Here is a 24,563-nt window from a genome sequence, read left to right on the forward strand (position 1 = left end):
AAACTCTCCATAAGAGAGTATGAGTAAGCTCATACTTTGTTGCTGGCATATCTGCTTGATATGTCCGAATCAGTTGTTCCGTTCGCCCGACGGGGTCGGGTTCCGGGAACAGTTTTATCAGCGTTTTGCTGTTCAGTTTTCAAGGTTCAGTTCGTTGCCGCGTTTTCTTGCGACAGCTTTATTATAATATCACGTCGTCATCGTGGTGTCAAACACTTTTTTCAATCGTGTTTTCCGCCCCAAAAGGCGACCTCCTTAATATACTCCCTTCCCTTCATGAATGCAACCCCTTTTTATCAATCCGTGTGAAATAAATCAGAGAAGCACCGACAGCGCACAGACGGAGGCGATACCCGGAATGCCGAGAATGGCGATGAGCAGGCCCGATGCCACATTGATCGGGACAAAGAACCCGATCAGCCCGGCTCCAAGATTCAACAGGAACAGAATCAGGAAAGATGCCGCCAGCCTGAACCAGAAAACAGACAGCTTTTCTGCAACTGTATAGAAGATCCGCTTGTTGCGGATGCAGATCAACAGGACGAACAGGACGGCTGCCGTTCCCAATGCAATCTTCAATCCGATCACTTCCTTCTAAAAAATTCAACACGACTCACTGTATGCCATCATGCCCCTCCTTATGCAAAACGGTGCGCCAAAAATAAAACACCGGACAATCAGGTTGTCCGGTGCCGTCTGTCTTACTTCATATGAAGATTTCGCTCACGGGCTTCCTTGAACAGATAGAAATGGCGGCATTCGGCAAGCTGCCTCTGCACTTTCGCCACTCCCTCTTCATCGAAGCGTCCAGCCTGGCGTTCAAGCTCCCTCGCCTGCATCCATTCTTCCCTCGTTGTCTCCAGAAGGAGGACCAGGCGTTCATCGAATTCCCGTTTCAGCTTGTTTCTGCGCCCGAACATACTTATCCCCCCGCCTTTGCCGACGACTTCACAATTCCCTTCTGCCCTCGAGTGCTTTGGAGAGGGTCACTTCATCCGCATATTCCAGATCGCCGCCGACCGGGAGGCCGTGGGCAATCCGGGTCGTCCTGATTCCGGAAGGCTTGATGAGCCGCGAAATGTACATGGACGTTGCCTCCCCTTCAATGGTCGGGTTGGTCGCCAGGATCACTTCCTGCACGGTTTCATCCTGCAATCGCTTCAGGAGGTCCGGAATATTGATATCTTCGGGACCGATTCCGTCCATCGGCGAAATGGCGCCATGGAGGACGTGGTAGAGGCCGTTGTAGTCGCGCATCTTCTCCATGGCGATCACGTCCTTCGGCTCCTGAACCACGCAGATCATCGATTGGTCCCGCCCGGAATCCTGGCAGATGCGGCACGGGTCCGTATCGGTGATATGGCCGCATACCGAACAATAGGTCAGCTTACGCTTGGCATCGACAAGGGCACGGGAGAATTCCATCACGGTATCTTCCTTCATGTCCAAAACATAGAAAGCGAGCCGGGCAGCCGTCTTCGGCCCGATGCCCGGCAGCTTCATGAAGCTGTCAATCAGCTTGGAAATCGGTTCAGGATAATGCAATCTGTTCGCTCCTCCTCATCATTTCCGCGAAAGGAAGGACGGGCCCCACCCATCCGGTGCCGGCCCGTCCCGAATTATTTGCATCGTCTCTCCGGATCAGAACATCCCCGGGAGGTTCATGCCTTTTGTGAACTGTCCCATCGTTGAATTCGTCAGTTCATCCGCCTGCTTGAGTGCATCGTTCGTGGCAATGACAATCAGGTCCTGGAGCATTTCAACGTCTTCGGGATCGGCAACCGACGGATCGACCGTTACCTCAAGCACTTCTTTGTGTCCGGAGACGACCACTTTGACCATTCCTCCGCCCGCCGTGCCTTCCAGACGCTTTTCACCAAGTTCCTCTTGGGCTTCCGCCATTTTCTTTTGCATTTTCTGCATCTGCTTCATCATGCCTTGCATATTCCCCATGCCGCGCATATCAAATTCCTCCTCAAGATTAAAAGTCAGTCATCATGTACATGGACGGCCTGTTTCCCGAACAGTTTCTCCGCTTCTTCAACAATCGGATCCTGCTCGAGCGCCCCCGACTCGCCGAGAAGGCCGAGCGCCTCTTCCGCAGCCATCTCGTCCGGATGCCGGTCGTCCGGCCGGTCGCCCTTCTCCTGCGTTTTGCCGAGGCCATGCTCCCGGATGAATGATTCACGGATCCTCAGCCAGTCCTCTTCCGGAACAAACACCATTTCATAGGCGGTGCCGGTGCGTCCCGTGAGCAGCTGGCTGAACGAACCCATGAAGTCCGGATTGCCCGCGGCCATCCCGCAGTGGATTGCATATTTGAATTTTAACACAAAGGCGTCGTTCGATGCCGCGACCGGTTCCGCATCATTGAGCAGTGCCGCCTGTGATTTCTGCATATCTCCAAGCACGGCGGCCCAGTTCGACTTGATGGCCTGGATATCCTCTTTTGTCGCGCGTGAGAGGATATCTTTGATGCGGCCTTCCTGGATATTGAATCCGTTCTTCGACTTCGGAGCCGCTCTCCTTGCCGGAGCCGCCTGCCGGGCGCCGGAAGACGGAGCGCCGTCTCGCACGGCAACCCCGTCCTTCAGCATCTGCCGGAGTTCGAGCACGGTCTGCTCCAGGCGTCCCACCTTCAGCTGAAGCTCTTCCACTCCCGCTCCCGATCCGGAATCGGACTGCCCGGCAGCAGACGGGATTTGCCCGTCCGCCTGGATCATCCGGAGAAGCGCCGCCTCGAGATAGATCCGGGCATGGTTCGAGAACCGCATGTCCTGCCTTGTTTCGGAGAGGATATCGATGAACGCATACAGCCTGCTTTCCGGAAATTGTTCGACAAGCGCCGAAACCCCTTCCGGATCCGAGATCAATTCATACAGATCCGGCATGCCGGGGGCTGCTTTCATGACGAGCAGATCCCGGAAAAACGTGATCAGATCCTCGGTCAGCCTGACGACATCCTTCCCTTCCGAGACGAGCCGCTCCAAAATCGACAGGGCGCCTGCAGCGTCTTTTTCCGCAAGGGACCGGGCGATGTCCTGGAACAGCTCTTCGCCGATCGAGCCGGTCACCATGACCGCATCCTCAAGCGCCACTCCGTCGCCGCCGAATGAAACGGCCTGGTCCAGCATGCTGAGGGCATCCCTCATGCCGCCCGCCGCCGCCCGGGCAATCACCCTGATCGCCTGGATATCGTAGCCGGTTCCGACGTCCTCAAGCACCTGCTCCATCCTGCTCGTCAGATCGGCGCGCGAGAGCGGTTTGAAATCGAATCGCTGGCACCGAGAAATGATCGTCGGAGGCAGTTTGTGCGGCTCGGTCGTGGCCAGGATGAAGACCACGTGCGCCGGCGGTTCCTCCAGAGTTTTCAGGAGGGCATTGAACGCGCTGTTCGAAAGCATATGGACTTCATCGATGATATACACTTTGAACCTTGAATTGGACGGTGCAAACCGGACTTTCTCGATGATGTCCCGGATTTCTTCGACCCGGGAGTTCGAGGCGGCGTCAAATTCAATGACGTCCGTGTCCGATCCGTCCATGATCCCCCGGCAGGACGCACATTCATTGCACGGCTCCGCAGCCGGGGCCTCGGCACAGTTGAGGGCCTTGGCAAATATCTTGGCTGCACTCGTCTTCCCCGTCCCCCGGGGACCGGAAAACAGGTAAGCGTGGGTTGTCTTGCCCTGGAGGAGGGCGTTCTGCAGCGTCCGCCTGACATGCTGCTGCCCGCTCATGTCCCCGAATGTCTGTGGCCGGTATGCCCGGTAAAACGCCTGATACATCGGCTGCCCCTCCTCCTCTGAGATCTTTTTTCACATGCTTCCATTATACCACAGCGGGGTCCCGCATGCCCTTCTCACATCCGGATTTCCGAAGGCTTTTCCTGAAGTCTCCCGGGACTTTTCCGCATAATAAAAGACCCGTCCGGATCCGGACGGGCCGATCATTTGAAATCAATGCCGTGCACCTTTCTTCGACCGATGCACACAAGCGTTACTCCTGTCGTTGGCTCGGTTTAGGCTGCCCCGCGGCACATGGAGAATACCACTTAATGCTGCTTCCTTCCGGACCTGACATGGTTCATGGGGCCCCATTGCGCAGGACCCAAACGTCAACACTACGTGCAGAAGGCAGACCCTGCATGACAGCAGCCTCGGAAAGGGATTCAGTCCCGCTGGAGCGGATTGCGGGTTACAGGACACCGCTACCTTCCCACCTAGCACGGCGAGTTTCATTATACGGCTTCCCGCCATAAAAATCAACCGGGTCACTCTGTTCAATTCCGTTGACACAGGAGATCGGACCATGATAAATTAGAAGGCGTGACACGGAGGAGTACCCAAGTCTGGCTGAAGGGACCGGTCTTGAAAACCGACAGGCGGGTCAAACCGCGCGGGGGTTCGAATCCCTCCTCCTCCGCCATTCACAAAACGCGCATAAATTTGAGATAGAAAAAACTCGTTGCACCGCACCGGCAGCGATTTTTTCTCTCATGTTCCTGATTGAAAATTTCAAAGAACGGGAACTCATATACAAAAGAAGCGGCCTGCATTCAATTGCAGGCCGCTTCTTTATTTTGATGGGATGACCGGCGGCCGCTTCGTCACAGCCTGAATTGGCGGATGATGGCGTCGGACATCATGTCGGACATCATGAGCGCAGCGGACTCGATCCGGTCATAGACTTCGATCTCCAGTTCGAAATTCCGGATGATCATGCAGACGGCCTCCGTTTTGGTGAGGGAAAGATGTTCATAAAACATCTTCCGAAGATCTTCCCGGTCTACATATGGATTCAGGCCGCTGAAAAAGTCCGTAATCTCATCGGCATTCCGATACCATTCCTTCTCGATCCGCTCCGCTTTTTCGTTCTCCCCCGCCTTTGCCGCTTTCACGAGCTCTGCCGCAATCGTCAGATGCTCCCTGATCAAGGCGGCATAACGGTCGCCTGCCCGGTCGCCGTAATATGGCCGGATGGCGTTCCCCATGTCTTCCGCATTCCGCAGCAGTCGCTTTACTGTGAAATCTGTGTCCGGGAGGTCAAAAACCAGACTGGTGATGGTCATCCGGGTCCAGGTAATATGCTGTTCCCAGAGAAGGCGCATATCCGCCTTAAGCCCGGCTGCCTTCTTCGTGACATACTTTCCGGTCCCTCCCGGCATTTCTGCATTTATGACCGGCACCAGCATGAACCCTGCAGGACGCATGACGAAAACCGGCGAAGGAATAAAGCAACTTTCCATCAATGAGTCACCCCGATTTGTCGGATAGCCTATCCTATTCATCCGGGCGCCCGCCTGTGAGCCTCATTCCCAAACGGAAAAAGCCCGCTCTTGAAAGCGGCTCTCCTCAGCGTTCAGTTCATTTCGGATTCCCGTAAAAGTGGCACCATGCCTCCAGAATACCGCCTGCACACGGACGGCTCGCACGGAAAAGGCCTTCACGTGCGCCCAACTCCGACAGTTCCGGCTGCGCATTCGCCACGATGACCGAAGGGTGGCCGATCGTCAGCATGTCCCGGTCGTTCCCCGAGTCTCCCGCAATCAATATGTCTGCCCCGTCCTCGACCCACTTTTCTGTCACGTAGCGAAGCGCCTCGCCTTTCCCCCCTCCTGCCGGCAGGATATCGATATCCCGCCCGGAGCTGAAGATGAACGTATGGGGAATGCCCTTCGCACGAAGCCGTTCCCTCAGTTCCCCGGCGGGTTCCGGCCCCTCGCTGTAAAACGAGACACGGCGGTTGTCCGGGAGTTCCTGGCGGGTGATGCCCGGGATCCCGGAAGCCTCATCCGCAATTTGATCCGGCTGCCAGTCCTGCGACATCCGTGCCGACCAGTCCGGGTCTTCAACCAGTCCGGTCCCTTCGAAGATGGCCGCGCCCACGTCCGTGATGAGAAGATCCGGATCCGGCAGTCTTTCTTCCCGGATCAATTCCTCCGCAGAGGCCCTGTGCCGTCCCGTGACATAGACCAGCGCTACCGGGTCCGGCTGTGCCTCGTAGTACCGGAGGAGTTCCCGCAGCCCGTCTTCGTCACCGACAAGGGTGCCGTCAAGGTCAGTCGCCAACAAACGCCGGATCTTCTGCACCGTGCAACACCTCGTATACTTCATGTACCGCCTTTGCCACGGACGGCCAGCTGAACAGGGCCTTCGCCCTCTGGGCCGCCTGCTTGCCGAGCCGGTCCGCGAGTTCCCGGTCTGCGGCCAGTTTCCGGAGTGCACGGGACAATTCCGCAGGGTTCCGTGCCGTGACGAGCAGTCCGGTCCTTCCGTCCTGCACAACATCCTGCAGGCCGCCGACCTCCGACGCGATCACGGGAGTCCCGCACGCCTGCGCCTCCGCTGCGACCATCCCGAATGATTCATAATAGGACGGCACCACGGCAGCCGTTGCCCTTGTGAACAGCGACGCCAGCTCTTCCTGTGAAAGCGGTCCGAGGAAGGTCACATGGTCTTCAATCCCGGCTATCGCCTGTCGCAGTTTCGACTGGACGGGCAAGCCCGATTTGGGATCGATATCTTCAGCTGCCCCTCCCGCCAGGATCAGATGGGCATCTGTCCCGTGCCGGAGGAACAGCCGGAACCCCCGGAGCAGCGTCAGGATGCCCTTCGTTTTCTCAAAGCGTCCCGCATAGGCGAACAGCGGCCGGTCGGTTTTTGGTTCTGCCTGTTTCTTTTCAAATGCCTCGTCGACCCCGATCGGGATGACGGAAATGGTCGATCTGCCTTCCGTGTAGTCGAGGATCATGTCTTTCTCTGTCGGAGTGGTGGCGATCACCCGGTCTGCAGCCTCAAGGATTTGCCGTTCTGCCTTGAGCCGCTCTTCCTCCCTCACGCCGGTCGCCTTCGCCTTCGCGATCCCGAGAGAGTGGGAAGTATGGATGAGAGGAATGCCAAATTCACGCTTGAGCGCAAGGCCGATCAGCCCGGACATCCAGTAATGGGTATGGACGACGTCATAATCACCGAGCGGAAGGATTGCATGCATTTCTCGCTGGAATTCGGGAAGGAGCCGGACCATCTCGGATTTCGGGACATATCCCCGGCGGCCGGCAGCAATCCGGACCACCCGGCAGGATCCGCCGAAAGGCTCGATCCTCGGTGAATCCCCGTCACTCCAGTGGGTCACGACATCCACTTCAAGCCCCCGCTCCGCCAGGGCACACGCCAGTTGCTTCACATAATTATTCTGGCCGCCCGATTGTTTGCCGCCCAGTTCTGCGAGCGGGTCACCATGGTCTGAGATGAACAATATCTTTTTGCACATTCAGACAACAACCCCTTTCACAATCTCTTTTACCTGTAGGGAACTACCGCCGAAAAAATGCAGTTTAGTACTTTTGTATACCCTATTCATTAAAATTCAAACAAAAATTAACATACTTCTAGAAAAATCGGGTAATCATATAAAATAGAGAGAAAACAAATAAAGAAAGGCGGGAGCTTATGGGACTTAAAAAAATCAGATGGTACGACCCGGCCCTTGTCGCCGTCAAGGTGGCTGCCGCGCGGATATTGGCGCGGATTCTTCCGTCAGGGGACAAGCCGATCGTTCTTGTCGGCGGGAACCTTGGAGAGAAATATGAAGACAACGCTTCGGTGTTCCATACATACCTCACGAGGGAACGCCCTGATTTAAAAACTTATTGGCTGTACGACCGGAGTTCGAATTATGTGAAACGCGAAGGCATCAGGAACGCGGTCCCGCTCGGCAGCTTCCGGAATTACGTTCTGTTTTTCCGGGCGGACTACACGTTCCACGGCCATTCCATCCTCTACGATCTTGCCCCCGGCATCGATCCATACATCCACCACAACAAAAAGACGATCATGACCCATATCAGCCACGGGATCGAAGGGTTCAAGAAAATCCTGATCCAGCCGGAAGACGTCCCCCTCCTGCGCCGGACGGACTATTTCAACTGCGCATCGGATTACGAACGGGACATCAAATTGAACGGCTGGGGCTTCCCGCCCGAAAAGCTCATCATCACCGGCATGGCCCGCTTCGACCGGCTGGAACCGGACAGCCCGGCACCCGAGGTCCGCAACATCCTCGTCATGATGACCTGGCGGGAATGGCTGTTCGGCCTGACGGATGAGCAGTTCATGGAGAGCGAATATTTCCGGCGGACGGTCGGAATGCTGGAAGACCCCGGAATCCGCCGGCTTATCCGTGAACGGGGGCTCCATGTCAAAGTGGCCCTTCATCCGTTCATGAAGCGGTTTGAGTCCGTCTTCAGAAATCTGCCGGGCTCTTCCCGGATCCGGTTCGTCAGCTTCGATGAAATTTCGGTCAAGGAAGAGGTCATCCGGGCGGACATGCTGCTCACCGACTATACGAGCGTTTCCTGGGATTTTCTTTACCAGAACAAACCGATCATCTTCTATATGTTTGACCAGGAAGAACTGGAGGAAAAACGGGGGACCTACCTCGACCTCGACGGGGACCTTTACGGCTACAAAGCCCGAACGGCAGAAGAGGTCACGAATCTCCTGGACCGGATCACAGCCGGTGCCAATACAAACCCGTTTTATGAAAAGGCCCCGCACTACTTCGGCTACTTCGACAGGGAGAACTGCCGGCGGCTGGCAGACAAAGTCATCGGCCCGGTCCCTTCCGAAGACCGTCCCCCGATGATGGCCCGGAAGACCGTACCGGCCGAATAAAAAAAGACGGCACACAGGCCGGCAAATCGTCCAACAAGATAGTTTATGCGTGGGCTTCCCCCTTTAGAACCCATGACCATAAAAAAGCGGAACCCCTGGGGTTCCGCTCTTTTTTATCTCTTTCCGGACTGGCGTCCGTAATTCCGGTGCACCATGCCGTTTACCCGGTGAAGGCCCAGTTGTTCATAGAACGGAACGAGCCCGGCATCACAGCACAGATCGACCATGTAAAAGTCCTGGAGTTCCTTTAGCATCCGCCGGACAAGCTCCTGTCCGATGCCCTCCCCCTGCCGCCCGGGCACGACTTCAAGCAGCGGGATATAGGCAGACAGCACACCATCGCTCACAGCGGTGATGAATCCGATAACCCGCCCCTCAGCCGGATCCAGGGCAAGCACCCGGTGGCTGCTCTGCCGGAGGAGAGTCAAGTGCATTCCGGGCTCCGGCGGATCGGGCCAGCCGACAAAGAAGCCTTCCAGCATGTCGGGCGTAATCCCTTTGGTGTCATTCGTGTATTCGATCTTCATTCCGTTCTTCCCCTTTCAATGTTTGTGCAGGAAAAACGGAATGATCAAAAGTAAATCAGCATACTTTCTTCCTCCTCAGACAGGTACCGCCGAGGCCCCCTCGGCCGTTGCCCGGACGGCGATCGGATCGTATCCGGGGAATTCCTCGCCGAGTTTGGCGGCAAGGGCCTCTTCGGAACCGGGAGCGGCCAGCACGAAAATCGACGGCCCCGCGCCGCTGACGGCCGTGCCGAAAGCCCCGGCTGACCGGCTGAACGAGCGGATCCGGTCGAAATCCGGAAAGAGGCCTTGCCGGTAAGGTTCATGGAACACATCCTCTTCCATCATCATGCCCGCCGTCATCCAGTCACCCGTCGCGAAGGCTGCCGCCAGCACGCCCGACGCACTGCTGCCCCCGACAGCCTCCCGGTGACCGAGCCGGTCCGGCAGGAGTCCCCGGGATTCCTCAGTGGAAAACGGGTTTTCCGGCACGAGGACCACCCCGCTCACATCCGGCGCCGGAATGTGGATCGTATGGACCCGGCCGGACCGGTAATGGGAAAAGGTCGCGCCGCCCAGCAGTGCTGCGACGACATTGTCCGCATGCCCTTCCATGCCGCTGCCGATCTTGACCTTTTCCTCCAGGGAAAGGCCGATGCCCAGCAGCCGGTCTGCAAGCTCGATTCCCGCCGCGACCGCCGTCGCACTGCTGCCGAGACCTTTGCCGAGCGGAATGTCCGACCGGACCCGCAACCGGCAGGGCGGTGCCGTTTTGCCGCCGAGTGCCGCCGTCCCGACAAGGGCGCGGACAATCAGGTTGTCCTCCCCTCCTTCAAGGGACGCATACTCCCTGCCGTCATATACGACCTCCCAGCGATCTGCCGGCTCGGCATGTACTTCCATGTAGATTGACAGGGCAAGTGCCGCACAGTCGAACCCGGGACCCAGATTGGCTGTCGTCGCCGGGACACGGACCGTGATCATGCGGCTTTCCATCAGGCCTCCTCCGGATTCAGGGCACCGATGAACACTTCGAATTCTTCCTGGGTGATCGGAGCCTGTCCTTCATTCACGCTGATGGCCGTGTCCGGATCCTTCAGCCCGTTGCCGGTGAGCACGCCGACGACCGTTGCCCCTCTTTTAAGGCCGCCTTCCTCAAGCTGTTTCCGGATACCGGCGATCGTCGCGCAGGAAGCCGGCTCGGCGAATACGCCTTCCGTCTCGGCCAGCAGCTTATAGGCATCGAGAATTTCCTCGTCGGTGACGGCAAGGATGTTGCCGTCAGATTCCGCGAGCGCGGCTTCCGCCAGCTCCCAGCTCGCAGGATTTCCGATCCGGATGGCCGTTGCCACCGTGTCAGGGTCCGGGACCGGCGCCCCGTTCACAATCGGTGCGGCACCTGCGGCTTGGACCCCGAGAAGCTGCGGCCGGTCGGATTGCCTGCGGTCCGAATATTCTTTGAAGCCCTTCCACGCCGCCGAGATGTTGCCCGCATTTCCGACAGGGAGCGCAAAGACGTCGGGCACCTTGCCGAGCTGCTCGATCGTTTCGAAGGCGATCGTCTTCTGGCCTTCCAGCCTGTAAGGATTCACCGAGTTCACGAGTGCAATTTCATCGCCGGCGGTTTCACGGACCATCCGCAGAGCCTCATCGAAGTTGCCCTCGATCGCCAGAATCTCCGCACCATACATTTTTGCCTGGGCAAGCTTGCCGAGGGCGATGCGGCCTTCAGGGATGACGACGACCGTCCGCATGCCTGCCCGTGCCCCGTACGCAGCGGCGGATGCGGACGTATTGCCGGTCGATGCGCAGATGAGTGCAGACTTGCCCTCCTCTTTCGCCTTGGCAACGGCCATGACCATTCCCCGGTCCTTGAAGGATCCCGTTGGATTGGTGCCCTCCGTCTTCACGTACAGGTCGATATCCCACAGGCGGGACAGATGATCCAGCCGGATCAGCGGTGTATTGCCCTCATGCAGCGTCAGCTTCGGCGTGTCCTCCGTCACCGGCAGCCACTCCCGATATTCCTCGATCAGGCCTTTCCATCGCTTTGCAGTCGGTTTGCTTTCCATATTGACGCCACCTCCGGATGTATGTACACTATGAAGAAACAAATGTTCACGTCACAAGGACATTATAAACTTCGAGGTTGACAGAGACAACCCCGTCCGTATATATTTTAGGACAATTCCAACTTGCTGAACACCTTTGTGGGCAAGAAATCACTTCAGATGGGACTTGATGGGATGAAAGTGTGCAAATTCGGTGGTACCTCAGTCGCGTCGGCACAGCAGATCATGAAAGTCGCAGGACTCATCTCATCGGACCGTTCCCGGCGGATCATCGTGGTATCGGCTCCCGGCAAACGAAATCCGGAAGATACGAAAGTGACCGATCTGCTCATCCGCCTCGCCGATGCAGCGCTGGATGGAAAGGATACCGGCCGGCATCTCGGTGAAGTCGTCGGGCGCTTTCGGTCCATTGCAGATGAACTCGGGCTTGCGGCGGGATTCGCGGAATCGGTTGAACGGGACTTGCTCGAACGCCTCCGTGCCGATCGTCCCGATGCCGGCCGGTTCCTGGACTTGATGAAGGCGGCGGGCGAGGACAACAACGCCCGTCTGGTTGCGGCCTATCTCAATCAGATCGGCGTCGATGCGGTCTATATGTCCCCGCGGGATGCCGGCCTCATCGTGGAAGGCCCGGCGGGAGACGGCATGGCGGACGCGGCTTGCTATGAGCGGCTTGCCGGGCTGAAGGAAGATCCGCGCGTCATCGTTTTCCCCGGGTTTTTCGGGTACACGAAAGACGGCATCCTCTGCACGTTCGGACGCGGCGGTTCGGACATCACCGGGGCAATCCTTGCTGCGGCGACCGGGGCCGACCTCTACGAAAACTTCACGGACGTCGACGGGGTCTTTGCCGCCAATCCGAATGTCGTCGACCGCCCGGCACTGATCGGGAAAATGACCTACCGGGAAATGCGCGAACTCGCCTACAACGGCTTCAATGTCCTCCATGACGAATCGCTCATGCCGGCCTTCCTGAAATCGGTGCCGGTCAACATCCGGAACACGAACAACCCGTCCGCTCCCGGCACGCTCATCGTCAAGGAACGCAACTGCAAGACCCAGCCGGTGATCGGGATTGCAGCGGACAGCGGATTCAGCACGCTGTTCGTGGACAAATACCTCATGAACCGTGAAATCGGATTCGGCCGACGGCTGCTCGGCATACTCGAAGACGAGAATATCTCGTTTGAACATACACCATCCGGCATCGATAACATGTCCGTCATCATCCGCAACAAATTCCTTACGCCCGAAAAAGAGGAACGCATCCTCCGCCGCTGCTACGAGGAACTAAAAGTCGACCACGCCCATCTCAACTCCGACTATTCGATGATCGTCCTTGTCGGCGAAGCGATGCGGCATACGAAAGGACTCGCCGCCCGCGCTGCCATGGCCCTCGCCGGATCCGGAACGAACATCGAGATGATCAACCAGGGCTCCTCCGAGGTCAGCATCGTGTTCGGCGTCCACAAAGCGGACGAGAAAAAAGCCCTGCGTGCCGTCTATAATGAGTTTTTCGTCCCCATCGCCGTCTCCTCCGTCTGAGGCGGCCCGATGGTTCGTGAACGCCCCGCCGGTTGGATCCGGCAGGGCGTTTTTACATATACAAAAAAAGCCCGGGAAATCCGGGCTCCTCTGTTTCACCGCATTCATTTTCCGAGCAGGTCGGCCTGTTTCATGAAATGGCCCATCCGTTCAATGACATCCTCGACGGCATTCGGGTCCGTCATCAGATCGTAGTCCTTGATATCGAGCCGGAGGACCGGGCACGCGTTGAACGAGTCAATCCATCGCGTGTAGCGTCCGTACATTTCTTCCCAATAGGCAATCGGGGTGGACTGCTCCATCGGACGTCCGCGTTCCTGGATGCGTTCGATAATCCGGTCAAACGAACCTTCCAGATAAATGAGCAGGTCCGGATGCGGGAAGTAGGGTGTCATGACCATCGCCTCAAACAGTTCGGTGTATGTCTGATAGTCGACGGGATCCATCGTCCCCTTTTCGTAATGCATCCGGGCGAAGATGCCGGTGTCTTCATAGATCGACCGATCCTGGATGAAGCCGCCGCCGTACTCGAACATCCGCTTCTGTTCCTTGAACCGCTCCGCGAGGAAATAGACCTGCAAATGGAAACTCCATTTTTCAAAGTCATCATAGAAGCGGTCGAGATACGGGTTCGAGTCCACCTTTTCAAAAGATGTCCGGAAGCCGAGCGCATCCGCAAGGGCTTTCGTCATCGTCGACTTGCCGACACCGACAGTCCCGGCGACGGTGATGACCGCATGTTTTGGGATATTGTATTTTTCGCGTAGATTCATTTGCTGATGGCCCCTTTTTCAATTACCCGGTGAACTTCCTCCAGGATTTCAGTGCGGTCGTTGCTGTTGTTGACGAAATCATACCGGTCTCCGCTGAACCGGAGGACCGGGATATCCGGATTGGCCGCTTCAAACCGGCCGATGAATTCATCATAGTCTGCGGACAACTGCGCAATGTATGCCGGGTCCATGTTCTTTTCAAATTCCCGCCCGCGCCTGGCAATGCGGTCCATGAGCGTTTCAAGGCTCGCATTCAGGTAGACGATGACATTCGGCATCGGCATGTCCGCCGTCAGAATGTTGTAGATCCGGTCATATTTTGCATATTCGTCCGGCTGCAGGCTCCGCTTTGCAAAAATAAGGTTCTTGAATATATGATAGTCCGCGACGACCGGCCGCTGCTGTTCCAGCAGGCCCTTTTTGATGTCGCCGAGCTGCTTGTACCGGTTGCACAGAAAGAACATCTCGGTCTGAAAGCTCCACTCTTCGATGTCTTCATAGAACTTACCAAGGAACGGGTTCTCATCCACGATCTCCTTGAGCAGCCCGAATCGGAACGTTTCCGCGATGTCGACTGCCAGCGACGTCTTGCCGACGCCGATCGGCCCTTCGACCGCGATAAACGGAACGTGCATCCGGGTTTCCTCCCTTGCTTTCGCTTGATTCGACATCTCATTTTATCACAGGAAAAGGATGAAAAATAGCCGGGTCCATCTTCCTGAAGAAGATGGAAACCGGCTCACAGTTTTTTCACGTGGAACATTTGCGACAAGATCTGCCAGTTCTGCGGAAACGGAAATGCCAGGTGCCAGTATGAGATCCCTCTCAGTTTCAGCTCGTTCAGCAGGTCGAATTTCGCTTTGATCGAACGGGCATCCTCAAACCAGACCACATGCTCCTTTCCGTCGAGCCAGTAATTGAAGAACGGGGCCTGCGCCGTCTCATCGTACTGAATGGCCGCATTCCGCTCCCTGGCCAGGGCCAGCGCGGCCTGCGGACTCAGCGTGCGTGCGGGCGGATTTCCCTGTTTGTACGGAAGCGTCCAGTCATAGCCGTAAAGGTTCTGCCCCATATGGACTTTATTCGCCGGAATGACGCTGACGGCAAACTCCAGTACATCCCGGACAGGCCCGATCGGCGAGACGGCCATCGGCGGCCCGCCGCTGTACCCCCATTCGTACGTCATGACGACGACGAAATCTGCAATATTCCCGATGGCGGCATAATCGTGTCCCTCATACCATTTGCCGGGCTGTTCGGCGGAAGTTTTCGGGGGAAGGGCGACCGACAGCGTCAGTCCTTCCGGAGAGATGCCGTTCTTCAGTTTCCGGAGGAATGCCGTATACTTTTCCCGGTTTTCCCTGCCGAGATACTCAAAGTCGACATGAACATCTTTTGCACCTTTTTCTTTCGCCATCGCGATGATTTCACGGATCATCCGGTCCTGCGCTGCCGGATCGTCGAACAGGGCTTCGGCCAGTGTATCGCTGAAGCCGCCTTCTTCAATGTTGACGATGACAATGGCTGTGGACGCCCCCTGCCTGGCTGCCGCTTCCCCGATATCCCCCCAGCTGAACGGCACAAGCGAACCGTTGCGTCTCACTTCATAGGCAAACGGCATGATGTACGTCAATTCCGGCCCCCGCTTGCGGATCTCATTCATCAGCGAGGCGGGCGGTTCGGCCGTATACCATTCTGCGTAGGCATTCGTCTCGATCGTCCGCCGGTCCGGATCCGGCGTCTGCGGGATGTAGAGAGCCTGGCCGACGACGAGCACATCGGGATCCGGAAGCTCGTTCACCGCTGCAAGGGTCGCACTATTCGTATCGTATCTCCGGGCAATCGTAAACAGGCTCTCGCCCGACTTCACGACATGGATCATTCCATCACTCCTCAATCAGTCCGGTTCATCATATGCAAAAAGGCGGGCTTCCGTGATAAGAGCGGAGGCTGGCCGACCGGGCCGTTCATGGTAAACTGGACAGGACCAAACAACGAAGGCGGGGACCGGAATGAATGAGGAGAACCAGGATCAGTTGAAAAATGCGGACGGGACCGCCGAAGCTGCCGATCGCCGCTTCATGTCTCTTGCGATCGAGGAAGCACGAAAGGCGGAACGTCTCGGCGAGGTTCCGATCGGAGCGGTCATCGTCAAGGACGGGGAAATCATTGCCCGGGCGCACAACCTGAGAGAGCAGGAACAGCAGGCGACGTCCCATGCCGAACTGGCGGCGATCGAGGAAGCCTGCCGCAGGACCGGAAGCTGGCGGCTGGAGGACACGGTGCTCTATGTCACGCTCGAGCCATGCCCGATGTGCGCCGGCGCCATCCTCCAGTCCCGCATCCCCCGCATCGTCTACGGGGCGCGGGATCCGAAAGCCGGCTGTGTGGATTCCCTCTATCGGCTGCTGGATGACCCCCGCTTCAACCACCGCTGCGATGTCACGGAAGGCGTCCTCGGCGAAGAATGCGGGGCTCTGCTGACGGAATTCTTCCGGCAGATCCGGGAACGGCGCAAAGCTGAAAAACTGGCACGGCGGGAGCAGGAAAACCGGGAGTCCGCCGGAGAATAATAGGAGACCGTCAAGGCGGATCTCAATACGGGGCCATCTCGTAAATCTGGCGGCCATCTTTCAAATTCCAATTCCATATTGTAAATCGGAGGGCCATCTCTCAAATCACAGCTCCATATTGTAAATCGGCGAGCCATGTCTCAATTTCCGGTTTCATATTGAAAAACGGTGCCCCATATTTCAATTTCCTGCTCCATATTGTAAATCGGCAGGCCATATCGCAAATTCGGGTTCCATATTGTAAATCGGCAGGCCATATCTCAAATCACCGCTCCATATCGTAAATCGGCGGTCTATATCCCAAATCACCGCTCCATATCGTAAATCGGCGGTCCATATCTCAAATCACCGCTCCATATCGTAAATCGGCGGCCCATATCTCAAATTCCCGCTCCATATCGTAAATCGGCGGCCCATATCTCAAATTCCCGCTCCATATCGTAAATCGTAAAGCCATAACTCAACTTTCCGTTCCATATCTCAATCCGTTGGCCCCGGCGTAATCACGGACACGGATCCTCCAATATGAAAAAGCCCGCCGCCTCCCCGAGGCAGCGGGCTTTTCATGTTTGCAGTTACTTGGACGGAACGATGCGTTCCTTGCCGCCCATGTACGGACGGAGCACTTCCGGGATGAGGACGGAACCGTCTTCCTGCTGGTAGTTCTCCAGGAGCGCCGCAACCGTCCGGCCTATGGCCAGGCCGCTTCCGTTGAGCGTGTGGACATATTCCGGCTTCGCGCCCTGTTCGCGGCGGAAGCGGATGTTCGCGCGCCGTGCCTGGAAGTCTTCGAAGTTCGAGCAAGACGAGATCTCACGGTAGACGCCCTGCGTCGGAATCCATACTTCGATGTCGTATTTCTTCGCAGCCGTGAATCCGAGATCGGCGGTGCACATTTTCAGCACTCGGTACGGGAGGCCGAGAAGTTGGAGAACCTTTTCGGCATGGCCGGTCAGCTTCTCGAGCATGTCATACGACTCTTCCGGCTTCACAAAGTGGACGAGCTCGACTTTGTTGAATTGGTGCTGGCGGATGAGCCCGCGGGTGTCCCGGCCTGCGGATCCCGCTTCGGAGCGGAAGCAGGCGCTGTAGGCCGCATAAGATTCCGGCAGATGCCCGCCGTCGAGGATTTCGTCGCGGTGGAAGTTCGTCACCGGCACTTCCGCAGTCGGAATGAGGAAATAATCCTCTTCCCCCACGAGGAAGGCATCCTCCTCGAACTTCGGCAGCTGGCCGGTGCCGGTCAGGCTCGTGCGGTTGACGAGGAACGGAGGCAGCATCTCCTCGTAGCCGTGCTCGTCGGTATGAAGATCGAGCATGAACGCAGCGAGCGCGCGCTCGAGCCGGGCGCCGGCGCCACGGTAGAAGACGAAGCGGCTGCCGGTCGTCTTCGCGGCCCGCTCAAAGTCCAGGATGCCGAGATCGGTGCCGATCTCCCAGTGCGGCTTCGCCTCAAAACCGAATTCCGGAACATCTCCCCAGCGCCGGATTTCGACATTGTCGTCCTCGCTGTCACCGACCGGGACACTGTCGTGCGGAATGTTCGGCACGCGCATCATGATATACTGCAGGTCATCCTCGACCTGATGAAGCTCGCCGTCGAGCTCCTTGATCCGGTCCCCCACTTCGCGCATCTTCTTGATCGCCTCATCGGCATTCTCTTTGTTGCGCTTCATCTCGGCGATCTGTTGGGACGCCGCGTTGCGTTCTGCCTTCAGCTCCTCGGCCTGGGCGATCAGTTCGCGCCGGCGGCTGTCCAGCTCGCCGAACCGGTCGAAATCGGCCAGGTCTTCCCCCCGCTTCGACAGCTTCTCCTTCACCTCATCAAAATGAGCCCGGACATATTTGATATCCAGCATGCTGCTTCCTCCTTGTCGGTCGGTCCGATGAGGGGCAAACAGACAAAAAAGCCCCCGTCCCCGTAAAAAGGGACGAGAGCTTTCCCGCGTTGCCACCCGAATTGGCCGCAATGAACTGCAGCCCGCTTTCATGGAATAACGGTCCATCCGCCGGCCGGGCCTACTCCTCGGTTCAGCCCGGCTGCTCAGGGACGGATTCACGGACATCCTTGCCGGCTCGCACCTGCCGCCGGCTCTCTGGTAAGGATGGGACCCGCTACTGCTTCCCCTCATCGACTCGACTGTGAAATTAACAACACTGTACTACACCGGAAGGGAATTAGCAAGCCTCGTCCCGTATGGCACACCCGGAACAGAAAACAGGGACAGGATTCTCCCGTCCCTGTTTCACGATCGTCACGTCACCAGCCGCGTCCGCTCATGCGCTCTTCCTGCGCCAGCGAGGCGATTTCCAATCCTTTCATCGGGCTGCCGAGGTCCTTCGACAGCTCGCCGATCAAGGCATAATCCTTAAAGTTCCGGGTCGCCTGGACGATGGCCCGGGCGAACTTCTCCGGATTTTCCGACTTGAAGATACCCGATCCTACGAACACGCCGTCCGCTCCGAGTTCCATCATGAGCGCGGCATCCGCAGGCGTCGCCACGCCGCCCGCAGCATAGTTCGTGACCGGCAGGCGGCCTTTCTCACGGATGGCAAGGAGGATTTCGTAAGGCGCCTGCAAATCGCGGGCCTCAACCATCAGCTCATCCTCGCTCATATGGATCACCCGGTTGACCTGGGCGTTCACCTTGCGGAGGTGGCGGACGGCTTCGACAATATTTCCGGTACCCGGCTCGCCTTTCGTCCGGAGCATCTTCGCCCCTTCCCCGAGACGGCGGGCCGCTTCGCCCAGGTCGCGGGCGCCGCAGACGAACGGAACTTCATATTCGCTCTTGAGCAGATGAAATTCTTCATCTGCCGGTGTCAGGACTTCGCTTTCATCGATGTAGTCGACACCGAGCGCTTCGAGCACACGCGCTTCCGAGATATGACCGATGCGCGCCTTCGCCATGACCGGAATGGATACCGCGTTCTTCACTTCTTCGATGATGCGCGGATCTGCCATCCGGGCAACGCCGCCCGCTTTCCGGATATCCGACGGTACCCGCTCCAGCGCCATGACCGCTACCGCCCCTGCCGCCTCCGCGACTTTTGCCTGTTCTGCATTGATGACGTCCATGATGACGCCTCCGTATTGAAATTGCATGATGATCATCCTTCCTTCCCCTGTTGTTTCGTTCCACTTTTCAGTATAATGAAAGATGACCACATTAAAATGACCAGATTTATTAAAAATAAAAGGCCAGTTCATGACAGAAAGGATGGATTCCATGCTCATCGTACCGATCGACCGGGAGGACGGCGGACCGATCTACGTCCAGATTTATGAAGGCGTCCGGAACAAAATCACCGATGGGTCACTGCCTGTCGGCACGAAGCTTCCGTCAAAGCGGAAGTTCGCAGAAACCCTCAGCGTCAGCAACACCACGGTTGAACTGGCCTATGGACAGCTCCTTGCAGAAGGCTATATCAGCTCCCGGCCGAGAAGCGGCTTTTTCGTGCAGGACGTGGGCGAGCTCGCCTATGCACCCCCATCGGCATCCGGGCCCCCGGTTCAATCCGGGCCGCTCCAGCCCCCTCCGGCCGATTACGAATATGACTTTTCGCCGGGAAGAATCGACACGGAATCTTTCCCGTTCGATGCATGGCGGAAGCAGGCAAAATCGGTCATCGACGAGTCTTCGGCCGACCTTCTTCTCCTGGGCCATCCGCATGGAGAACCCGAGCTGAGGCAGGAGATCGCACGTTACCTCAACCACTCCCGGGGAGTCGCCTGCACGCCGGAACAGATCATCATCGGCTCCGGAACCGAGCAGCTCATGCCGCTTGTCATCCGGCTCCTCGGACCGGACACCATTTATGCCATCGAGGACCCCGGCTATCCGCTCACCCACCATATATTCCGGAGGAACGACCGGCGGGCAATCCCCGTCCCGGTCGACAATGAAGGAATCGACGTGCTCCGCCTCGGCGAAACCGGCGCAAATGCCGCCTATGTGACACCGGCACACCAGTTCCCCACAGGAGCTGTGCTGTCCGCCCACCGGCGAAGCCAGTTGCTCGCCTGGGCATCAGAAAAGCCGGACCGCTACATCATCGAGGACGACTATGACAGCGAGTTCCGCTATGGGGGAATCCCCGTTCCTGCCCTTCAGGGGATGGGGCGAAGTGACCGGGTGCTCTACATCAGCACCTTCTCCAAATCACTCATGCCGTCTCTCCGGATTGCCTATATGGTGCTTCCTCCCCGGCTGCTCCCCCGGTACTCGGAGCTCTTTGCCCATTATGCATCCACGGTCCCCCGCTTTGACCAGCACATTCTCGCCGGGTTCATGCGGGACGGCTCCTTCTCGCGCCACCTGAACCGGATGCGCAAAGTGTACCGCCGCAAATACACCGCACTCACTGCAGCGCTCGCTCCCTACAGCAATTCGGTCAGATACGAAGATAGCCAGGCGGGCATGCACCTCCGTCTTTCCGTCCGGACGGACCGGACGGAAGAGGAACTCGTCGCACTGGCGGCCCGTGCCGGAATCCGGGTACAAGGCGCAGGATCCTACTCGATCAGCCCGGTGCCCCGGGAAGGGATCGCTGAAATCGTCCTTGGATTCGGCGGGATTCCGGACAAACGGATCCCGGCGGTCATCCGGATGCTGATGGACTGCTGGTCCGTCCCCGGAGGAATAAGATAAGGACAAAAAAGACGGGAAGGCAGATGCCTTCCCGTCTTATCATTTGAATCAATCTGAATCAGAACAGTCCTTTGACAAAGTCAGTGGACTTGTTCCAGACCCCGGAGAAGAAGTCTCCGATCGCCTGGAGGGTGAGTTTGAACCAGCCCGCTTTTTCGACCGAATCGAGTGTGACGACATCCGCGGACAGCTGTCCGCCTTCGATGAATCCATACAACTCTCCGCCATCTTTGCGGACGATGTTGGCCTTGCCGACAACGGTGCCTTTTTTGACCGGTGCCTCGAGGGACTTGCTGTCGCCTTTGGCAAATTCGACGCCGTATTCATCTTTGTCCGTCGTTTTCACGAGCATCTTGAACGGATTTTCGACGCCGGCCTTCACTGTCTTTTCCTTGCCCTTCTTCACAGGTACCGTCTCATTGCCTTTGAATTGATGGCCGGCAGAAAGGAGCTCCTCTTCTGAGAATTGGTTGAACCCATACTCGAAGAGCGCCTTGGCCGCGTCGAAACGGGCCTTGTACGATCCGTTTCCTTTCTCATCCACTGCCTTCATGACAACGGCGATGAGCCGGGTATCCCCGCGCTTGGCCGTACCCGTGAAGCAATGCCCTGCAAATTCGGTCGTACCGGTCTTGAGCCCGTCCACACCGTCATAGGCGTAGACGAAGCCCGGCAGCATGAAGTTCCAGTTGTCCATTTTGATGGCGTCGTCCGTGCCCTCACGGAAAACTTTTGTTGGGATGCTTGTCGTGTCGAGCACTTCCGGATAGTCCTTCAGAAGACGGTAGGCAAGGAGGGCGACCGACTTGGCCGGCATGACGTTTTCGTCTTTCTCCCCTGTCCCTTCCGGATGCATGCCATGGAGGTGGGAGTTATTCAGGCCGGTGGAGTTGACGAATGTATAGCCTTCCAGACCCAGTTCGGAGGCCTTGTCATTCATCATCTTCACGAACTTCGTCTCCGAACCGGCAATCGTCTCTGCGATGCCGATGGTCGCGGCGTTGGCAGAATAGATGGCCAGTGCCTCGTAGAGCTCACGGATCGTATATTTCTCCCCAAGACGGAGCGGAACGTTGCTCAGCGCGCGATCCTGCGAGACTTTGTACGTGTAATCGGTCACCGTATATTCCTGGTCCCACGTAACCTTGCCATCTTTGATCGCTTCAAACAGCAGGTATTCCGTCATCATCTTCGACATGCTGGCGATGCCGAGCGGGGATTCCGCATTTTGCTCATACAGGATCTGCCCCGTATCCGCGTCGATCAGGATGGCTGCATCCACATGCAGGCCGAGATCCTCCGCCGCTTCGGTTGAAGCCGGCTGCGCCATTAACGACATCATCAGTACCGGGATGATCATGAAGATCACGGCCGTCTTTTTCCACAACTTTTTCAAACTCTTTCCCTCCGAATATATCTGTTTATCAACCGTCTCATTTTAACATAGAACGACAGGAACTGCTCCGGGTTCCGGTAAAAAAATGCCTTTCCGCCCGGATTCGGGAGGAAAGGCATGGCTTGTCCGATCGGACATCACATGGAATAGTTCGGTGCTTCCTTCGTGATCTGAACATCATGCGGATGGCTCTCGCGCAGGCCGGCACCCGTCATGCGGACGAATTGCGCTTCTTCGCGAAGTGCCTGGAGGTCTTTCGATCCGCAATAGCCCATGCCGGCACGGATTCCGCCGACAAGCTGGTGGATGGTATCGGAGAGCGGCCCTTTGTAAGGGAGACGGCCTTCGATTCCTTCCGGTACGAGTTTCTTTGCGTCTTCCTGGAAATAACGGTCTTTGGAACCGTGCTCCATGGATGCAACAGAGCCCATTCCCCGGTACACCTTGAAGCGGCGTCCCTGGAAGATTTCCGTTTCGCCCGGGCTTTCGGATGTGCCGGCAAGAAGGCTGCCGAGCATCACGACATGGCCGCCGGCTGCAAGCGCCTTGACGATGTCACCCGAGTACTTGATGCCCCCGTCCGCAATGATCGTCTTGCCTTGGCGGCGTGCTTCGGTGGCACAGTCATAGACGGCCGTGATCTGAGGAACCCCGACTCCCGCGACAACACGGGTCGTACAGATGGAACCCGGACCGATGCCGACCTTCACCACATCTGCGCCGGCTTCATAAAGGGCTCTTGCCCCTTCTGCAGTGGCGACATTCCCTGCGATGATATCCAGGTCCGGATAGGTTCCGCGGATCTCTCTGATGGTGTCAAGCACGCCTTTGGAATGGCCGTGCGCCGTATCGATGACGATGACATCGACTTCCGCTTTGACGAGCTGCTCAAGACGCACCATCGTATCCGAGGTCACGCCGATGGCGGCTCCGACGAGAAGGCGGCCGTGCGAATCCTTCGCGGCTTTAGGGAACTCGATCACCTTTTCAATGTCTTTGATCGTGATGAGGCCTTTCAGGATTCCTTCCTCATCGACAATCGGAAGCTTTTCAATCTTATACTTCTGAAGGATCTTTTCTGCTTCCTCCAGAGTTGTGCCGACCGGTGCCGTCACGAGATTTTCCTTCGTCATGAAATCATTGATCTGGCCTGAGTAGTCTTCGATGAACCGCATGTCCCGGTTCGTGATGATGCCGACCAGTTTCAGGTCCACTTCATTGTTGACGATCGGAACACCCGAAATCCGGTACTTGCCCATCAGATGCTCGGCATCGAACACCTGGTGTTCCGGCGTAAGGAAGAACGGGTTGGTGATGACGCCGTTCTCGGAACGCTTGACCTGTTCCACCTGCTCGGCCTGCTCCTCGATGCTCATGTTTTTATGAATGATGCCGAGGCCGCCCTGGCGTGCCATCGAAATGGCCATTTTCGCTTCGGTGACTGTATCCATCCCCGCACTGATGATCGGGAGATTAAGCGTAATCCGATCCGTCAGGCGGACCGACAGATCCACTTCCTTCGGCAATACTTCCGATGCAGCCGGGATGAGCAGCACATCGTCAAATGTCAGGCCTTCTTTGGCAAACTTCGTCTCCCACATATCGTTTCCGCCCCCATATCGCTGAATATTATTGTTAGGTTAACAACGGGCCAAAAGGCTGTCAAGAAACAGTTTGAAGAAAAAGTATTCCCATTATTCACGGATCAGCTTAATGATGTCTTCACGGATCTTTTCGGGCTTGGTCTGGGGTGCATATCGCTCAACAGGGCATCCGTCGCGGCCGATGAGGAACTTGGTGAAATTCCATTTGATCGCGCCGCCAAGAATTCCTTTCTTCTGTGCCGTGAGGAATTGAAAAAGCGGATCGGCATCCGGTCCCTTGACGTCCACTTTGGCAAACATCGGAAACGTCACGCCGTAGTTCACCTGGCAGAAATCAAGCGTTTCTTGAATATCGCCAAATTCCTGGTTCATGAATTGATCACAAGGGAATCCAAGAACCGTCAATCCCTCCCCTTTGAATTCGTCAAAGAGCTGCTGCAGGCCCTCAAACTGCGGAGTGAAGCCGCATTGGCTTGCCGTATTGACGATCAGCAATACCCGGCCCTCATAATCGCGGAGTGGCTGAGTTCCGCCCAATGCTTTCGTCGCACTGAACGCATAAACCGTTTCTGCCATCTGGACACGCTCCTCTCCTTTCTATAACCGTACCCCGAAGTGCGGGGATACGCAAAAGAAACGGCGCAGGCTGTGCCGGTCAGGCCAAAATGAACGCACAAAAAAACCGTCTCCGGTTGGAGACGGCCTTGTGCCCAGCGATGTCCTACTCTTGCAGGGGGAAGCCCCCGACTACCATCGGCGCTGAAGAG

23 protein-coding genes, 1 tRNA gene, 1 other RNA gene and 1 other annotated feature are annotated in these 24,563 nt (G+C 57.1%); of the genes, 5 read left to right on the plus strand and 20 right to left on the minus strand.

Annotated elements, in window-relative coordinates; translation table 11 throughout:
* Nucleotides 1-315: 315 nt before the first annotated feature.
* The 6 genes from B0B07_RS14880 to ffs all read right to left on the minus strand — a co-directional run bounded on the left by B0B07_RS14880 (nt 316) and on the right by ffs (nt 4,231).
* Nucleotides 316-579, minus strand: coding sequence for a pro-sigmaK processing inhibitor BofA family protein (locus tag B0B07_RS14880; protein ID WP_076760193.1), 264 nt, complete (start codon nt 577-579; stop codon nt 316-318).
* Between the two features lie 122 nt (nt 580-701).
* On the minus strand, nt 702-920 hold the full coding sequence (locus B0B07_RS14885) for a YaaL family protein (protein ID WP_076760195.1): 219 nt from the start codon (nt 918-920) through the stop codon (nt 702-704).
* Between the two features lie 28 nt (nt 921-948).
* Nucleotides 949-1,545, minus strand: a complete 597-nt coding sequence (gene recR / locus B0B07_RS14890) for a recombination mediator RecR (protein WP_076760197.1) — start codon at nt 1,543-1,545, stop codon at nt 949-951.
* Between the two features lie 96 nt (nt 1,546-1,641).
* Nucleotides 1,642-1,962: a YbaB/EbfC family nucleoid-associated protein gene (locus B0B07_RS14895; RefSeq protein ID WP_076760199.1), complete on the minus strand. Its 321-nt coding sequence runs from the start codon at nt 1,960-1,962 to the stop codon at nt 1,642-1,644.
* Between the two features lie 26 nt (nt 1,963-1,988).
* Complete coding sequence (gene dnaX, locus B0B07_RS14900) at nt 1,989-3,788, minus strand: DNA polymerase III subunit gamma/tau (RefSeq protein ID WP_076760201.1); 1,800 nt, start codon at nt 3,786-3,788, stop codon at nt 1,989-1,991.
* A gap of 177 nt (nt 3,789-3,965) precedes the next feature.
* Nucleotides 3,966-4,231: signal recognition particle sRNA large type (gene ffs, locus B0B07_RS14905), an RNA gene on the minus strand.
* A gap of 104 nt (nt 4,232-4,335) precedes the next feature.
* Between ffs and B0B07_RS14910 the strand changes: the two genes are divergently transcribed.
* Nucleotides 4,336-4,428 (plus strand) — tRNA-Ser (locus B0B07_RS14910).
* A gap of 181 nt (nt 4,429-4,609) precedes the next feature.
* On the opposite strand, the gene B0B07_RS14915 is transcribed toward B0B07_RS14910, so the two are convergent.
* The 3 genes from B0B07_RS14915 to B0B07_RS14925 all read right to left on the minus strand — a co-directional run bounded on the left by B0B07_RS14915 (nt 4,610) and on the right by B0B07_RS14925 (nt 7,272).
* Nucleotides 4,610-5,248 (minus strand): acetylglutamate kinase, encoded by a 639-nt coding sequence (locus B0B07_RS14915; protein WP_084186721.1) that lies wholly within the window; start codon nt 5,246-5,248, stop codon nt 4,610-4,612.
* Between the two features lie 118 nt (nt 5,249-5,366).
* Nucleotides 5,367-6,071, minus strand: a complete 705-nt coding sequence (locus B0B07_RS14920) for an HAD-IIB family hydrolase (protein ID WP_234982421.1) — start codon at nt 6,069-6,071, stop codon at nt 5,367-5,369.
* On the minus strand, nt 6,061-7,272 hold the full coding sequence (locus B0B07_RS14925) for a glycosyltransferase (protein WP_076760205.1): 1,212 nt from the start codon (nt 7,270-7,272) through the stop codon (nt 6,061-6,063). Before B0B07_RS14925 ends, B0B07_RS14920 begins: the two co-directional genes overlap by 11 nt.
* A 179-nt stretch (nt 7,273-7,451) precedes the next feature.
* On the opposite strand from B0B07_RS14925, the gene B0B07_RS14930 reads away from it, so the two are divergent.
* Nucleotides 7,452-8,675: a CDP-glycerol glycerophosphotransferase family protein gene (locus tag B0B07_RS14930; RefSeq protein ID WP_076760207.1), complete on the plus strand. Its 1,224-nt coding sequence runs from the start codon at nt 7,452-7,454 to the stop codon at nt 8,673-8,675.
* 113 nt (nt 8,676-8,788) lie between these two features.
* Here the strand turns inward: B0B07_RS14930 and B0B07_RS14935 are convergent, their stop codons facing one another.
* The 3 genes from B0B07_RS14935 to thrC all read right to left on the minus strand — a co-directional run bounded on the left by B0B07_RS14935 (nt 8,789) and on the right by thrC (nt 11,253).
* Nucleotides 8,789-9,202 carry a GNAT family N-acetyltransferase gene (locus B0B07_RS14935; RefSeq protein ID WP_076760209.1) on the minus strand — a complete coding sequence of 138 codons (414 nt, stop codon included), beginning with the start codon at nt 9,200-9,202 and terminating at the stop codon, nt 8,789-8,791.
* Nucleotides 9,203-9,277: 75 nt separating this feature from the next.
* Nucleotides 9,278-10,177, minus strand: coding sequence for a homoserine kinase (gene thrB, locus B0B07_RS14940; protein ID WP_076760211.1), 900 nt, complete (start codon nt 10,175-10,177; stop codon nt 9,278-9,280).
* On the minus strand, nt 10,177-11,253 hold the full coding sequence (gene thrC, locus B0B07_RS14945) for a threonine synthase (RefSeq protein ID WP_076760213.1): 1,077 nt from the start codon (nt 11,251-11,253) through the stop codon (nt 10,177-10,179). The genes thrB and thrC overlap by 1 nt, the downstream gene beginning before the upstream one ends.
* A gap of 174 nt (nt 11,254-11,427) precedes the next feature.
* Here thrC and B0B07_RS14950 point away from each other — a divergent pair, with 174 nt between their 5' ends.
* Nucleotides 11,428-12,798, plus strand: a complete 1,371-nt coding sequence (locus B0B07_RS14950; protein ID WP_076760238.1) for an aspartate kinase — start codon at nt 11,428-11,430, stop codon at nt 12,796-12,798.
* 104 nt (nt 12,799-12,902) lie between these two features.
* Here B0B07_RS14950 and B0B07_RS14955 read toward each other — a convergent pair whose 3' ends face one another.
* The 3 genes from B0B07_RS14955 to B0B07_RS14965 all read right to left on the minus strand — a co-directional run bounded on the left by B0B07_RS14955 (nt 12,903) and on the right by B0B07_RS14965 (nt 15,453).
* The gene (locus B0B07_RS14955) at nt 12,903-13,571 is read right to left on the minus strand and encodes a deoxynucleoside kinase (protein WP_076760215.1); all 669 of its coding nucleotides are present in this window, start codon (nt 13,569-13,571) and stop codon (nt 12,903-12,905) included.
* Nucleotides 13,568-14,206 carry a deoxynucleoside kinase gene (locus B0B07_RS14960; protein WP_076760217.1) on the minus strand — a complete coding sequence of 213 codons (639 nt, stop codon included), beginning with the start codon at nt 14,204-14,206 and terminating at the stop codon, nt 13,568-13,570. Before B0B07_RS14960 ends, B0B07_RS14955 begins: the two co-directional genes overlap by 4 nt.
* Nucleotides 14,207-14,310: 104 nt before the next feature.
* Nucleotides 14,311-15,453, minus strand: coding sequence for a glycosyl hydrolase family 18 protein (locus tag B0B07_RS14965; RefSeq protein ID WP_076760220.1), 1,143 nt, complete (start codon nt 15,451-15,453; stop codon nt 14,311-14,313).
* A 130-nt stretch (nt 15,454-15,583) separates the two neighbouring features.
* Here B0B07_RS14965 and tadA point away from each other — a divergent pair, with 130 nt between their 5' ends.
* A complete protein-coding gene (gene tadA / locus B0B07_RS14970) occupies nt 15,584-16,144 on the plus strand; it encodes a tRNA adenosine(34) deaminase TadA (RefSeq protein ID WP_076760222.1) in 561 nt (186 codons plus the stop codon).
* Between the two features lie 575 nt (nt 16,145-16,719).
* Here the strand turns inward: tadA and serS are convergent.
* Both serS and pdxS read right to left on the minus strand, forming a co-directional pair.
* Nucleotides 16,720-18,003 carry a serine--tRNA ligase gene (serS, locus tag B0B07_RS14975; RefSeq protein ID WP_076760224.1) on the minus strand — a complete coding sequence of 428 codons (1,284 nt, stop codon included), beginning with the start codon at nt 18,001-18,003 and terminating at the stop codon, nt 16,720-16,722.
* A 65-nt stretch (nt 18,004-18,068) separates the two neighbouring features.
* Nucleotides 18,069-18,285, minus strand: a binding site (T-box leader).
* A gap of 119 nt (nt 18,286-18,404) precedes the next feature.
* A complete protein-coding gene (gene pdxS, locus B0B07_RS14980) occupies nt 18,405-19,259 on the minus strand; it encodes a pyridoxal 5'-phosphate synthase lyase subunit PdxS (protein ID WP_076760226.1) in 855 nt (284 codons plus the stop codon).
* A 94-nt stretch (nt 19,260-19,353) separates the two neighbouring features.
* Between pdxS and pdxR the strand changes: the two genes are divergently transcribed.
* Nucleotides 19,354-20,796: a MocR-like pyridoxine biosynthesis transcription factor PdxR gene (pdxR, locus tag B0B07_RS14985; protein ID WP_234982422.1), complete on the plus strand. Its 1,443-nt coding sequence runs from the start codon at nt 19,354-19,356 to the stop codon at nt 20,794-20,796.
* A gap of 58 nt (nt 20,797-20,854) precedes the next feature.
* On the opposite strand, the gene B0B07_RS14990 is transcribed toward pdxR, so the two are convergent.
* The 3 genes from B0B07_RS14990 to B0B07_RS15000 all read right to left on the minus strand — a co-directional run bounded on the left by B0B07_RS14990 (nt 20,855) and on the right by B0B07_RS15000 (nt 24,372).
* The gene (locus B0B07_RS14990) at nt 20,855-22,192 is read right to left on the minus strand and encodes a serine hydrolase (RefSeq protein WP_076760229.1); all 1,338 of its coding nucleotides are present in this window, start codon (nt 22,190-22,192) and stop codon (nt 20,855-20,857) included.
* Nucleotides 22,193-22,329: 137 nt separating this feature from the next.
* The gene (guaB, locus tag B0B07_RS14995) at nt 22,330-23,793 is read right to left on the minus strand and encodes an IMP dehydrogenase (protein ID WP_076760231.1); all 1,464 of its coding nucleotides are present in this window, start codon (nt 23,791-23,793) and stop codon (nt 22,330-22,332) included.
* A gap of 93 nt (nt 23,794-23,886) precedes the next feature.
* A complete protein-coding gene (locus tag B0B07_RS15000; RefSeq protein ID WP_076760233.1) occupies nt 23,887-24,372 on the minus strand; it encodes a glutathione peroxidase in 486 nt (161 codons plus the stop codon).
* Between the last annotated feature and the right edge of the window lie 191 nt (nt 24,373-24,563).

Origin of the sequence: Edaphobacillus lindanitolerans (assembly GCF_900156305.1) — a bacterium.
Classification (GTDB): Bacteria; Bacillota; Bacilli; order Bacillales_A; family Planococcaceae; genus Bhargavaea; species Bhargavaea lindanitolerans.

Excerpts from the sequence above, each read along its gene's own strand:
- B0B07_RS14885 (WP_076760195.1), bottom strand. The coding sequence starts at position 920 with ATGTTCGGGCGCAGAAACAAGCTGAAACGGGAATTCGATGAACGCCTG.
- B0B07_RS14895 (WP_076760199.1), bottom strand. The coding sequence starts at position 1,962 with ATGCGCGGCATGGGGAATATGCAAGGCATGATGAAGCAGATGCAGAAA.
- dnaX (WP_076760201.1), bottom strand. The coding sequence starts at position 3,788 with ATGTATCAGGCGTTTTACCGGGCATACCGGCCACAGACATTCGGGGAC.
- B0B07_RS14915 (WP_084186721.1), bottom strand. The coding sequence starts at position 5,248 with ATGGAAAGTTGCTTTATTCCTTCGCCGGTTTTCGTCATGCGTCCTGCA.
- B0B07_RS14925 (WP_076760205.1), bottom strand. The coding sequence starts at position 7,272 with ATGTGCAAAAAGATATTGTTCATCTCAGACCATGGTGACCCGCTCGCA.
- B0B07_RS14930 (WP_076760207.1), top strand. The coding sequence starts at position 7,452 with ATGGGACTTAAAAAAATCAGATGGTACGACCCGGCCCTTGTCGCCGTC.
- B0B07_RS14935 (WP_076760209.1), bottom strand. The coding sequence starts at position 9,202 with ATGAAGATCGAATACACGAATGACACCAAAGGGATTACGCCCGACATG.
- thrB (WP_076760211.1), bottom strand. The coding sequence starts at position 10,177 with ATGGAAAGCCGCATGATCACGGTCCGTGTCCCGGCGACGACAGCCAAT.
- thrC (WP_076760213.1), bottom strand. The coding sequence starts at position 11,253 with ATGGAAAGCAAACCGACTGCAAAGCGATGGAAAGGCCTGATCGAGGAA.
- B0B07_RS14950 (WP_076760238.1), top strand. The coding sequence starts at position 11,428 with ATGAAAGTGTGCAAATTCGGTGGTACCTCAGTCGCGTCGGCACAGCAG.
- B0B07_RS14955 (WP_076760215.1), bottom strand. The coding sequence starts at position 13,571 with ATGAATCTACGCGAAAAATACAATATCCCAAAACATGCGGTCATCACC.
- B0B07_RS14960 (WP_076760217.1), bottom strand. The coding sequence starts at position 14,206 with ATGCACGTTCCGTTTATCGCGGTCGAAGGGCCGATCGGCGTCGGCAAG.
- B0B07_RS14965 (WP_076760220.1), bottom strand. The coding sequence starts at position 15,453 with ATGATCCATGTCGTGAAGTCGGGCGAGAGCCTGTTTACGATTGCCCGG.
- tadA (WP_076760222.1), top strand. The coding sequence starts at position 15,584 with ATGAATGAGGAGAACCAGGATCAGTTGAAAAATGCGGACGGGACCGCC.
- serS (WP_076760224.1), bottom strand. The coding sequence starts at position 18,003 with ATGCTGGATATCAAATATGTCCGGGCTCATTTTGATGAGGTGAAGGAG.
- pdxS (WP_076760226.1), bottom strand. The coding sequence starts at position 19,259 with ATGATCATCATGCAATTTCAATACGGAGGCGTCATCATGGACGTCATC.
- pdxR (WP_234982422.1), top strand. The coding sequence starts at position 19,354 with ATGACAGAAAGGATGGATTCCATGCTCATCGTACCGATCGACCGGGAG.
- guaB (WP_076760231.1), bottom strand. The coding sequence starts at position 23,793 with ATGTGGGAGACGAAGTTTGCCAAAGAAGGCCTGACATTTGACGATGTG.
- B0B07_RS15000 (WP_076760233.1), bottom strand. The coding sequence starts at position 24,372 with ATGGCAGAAACGGTTTATGCGTTCAGTGCGACGAAAGCATTGGGCGGA.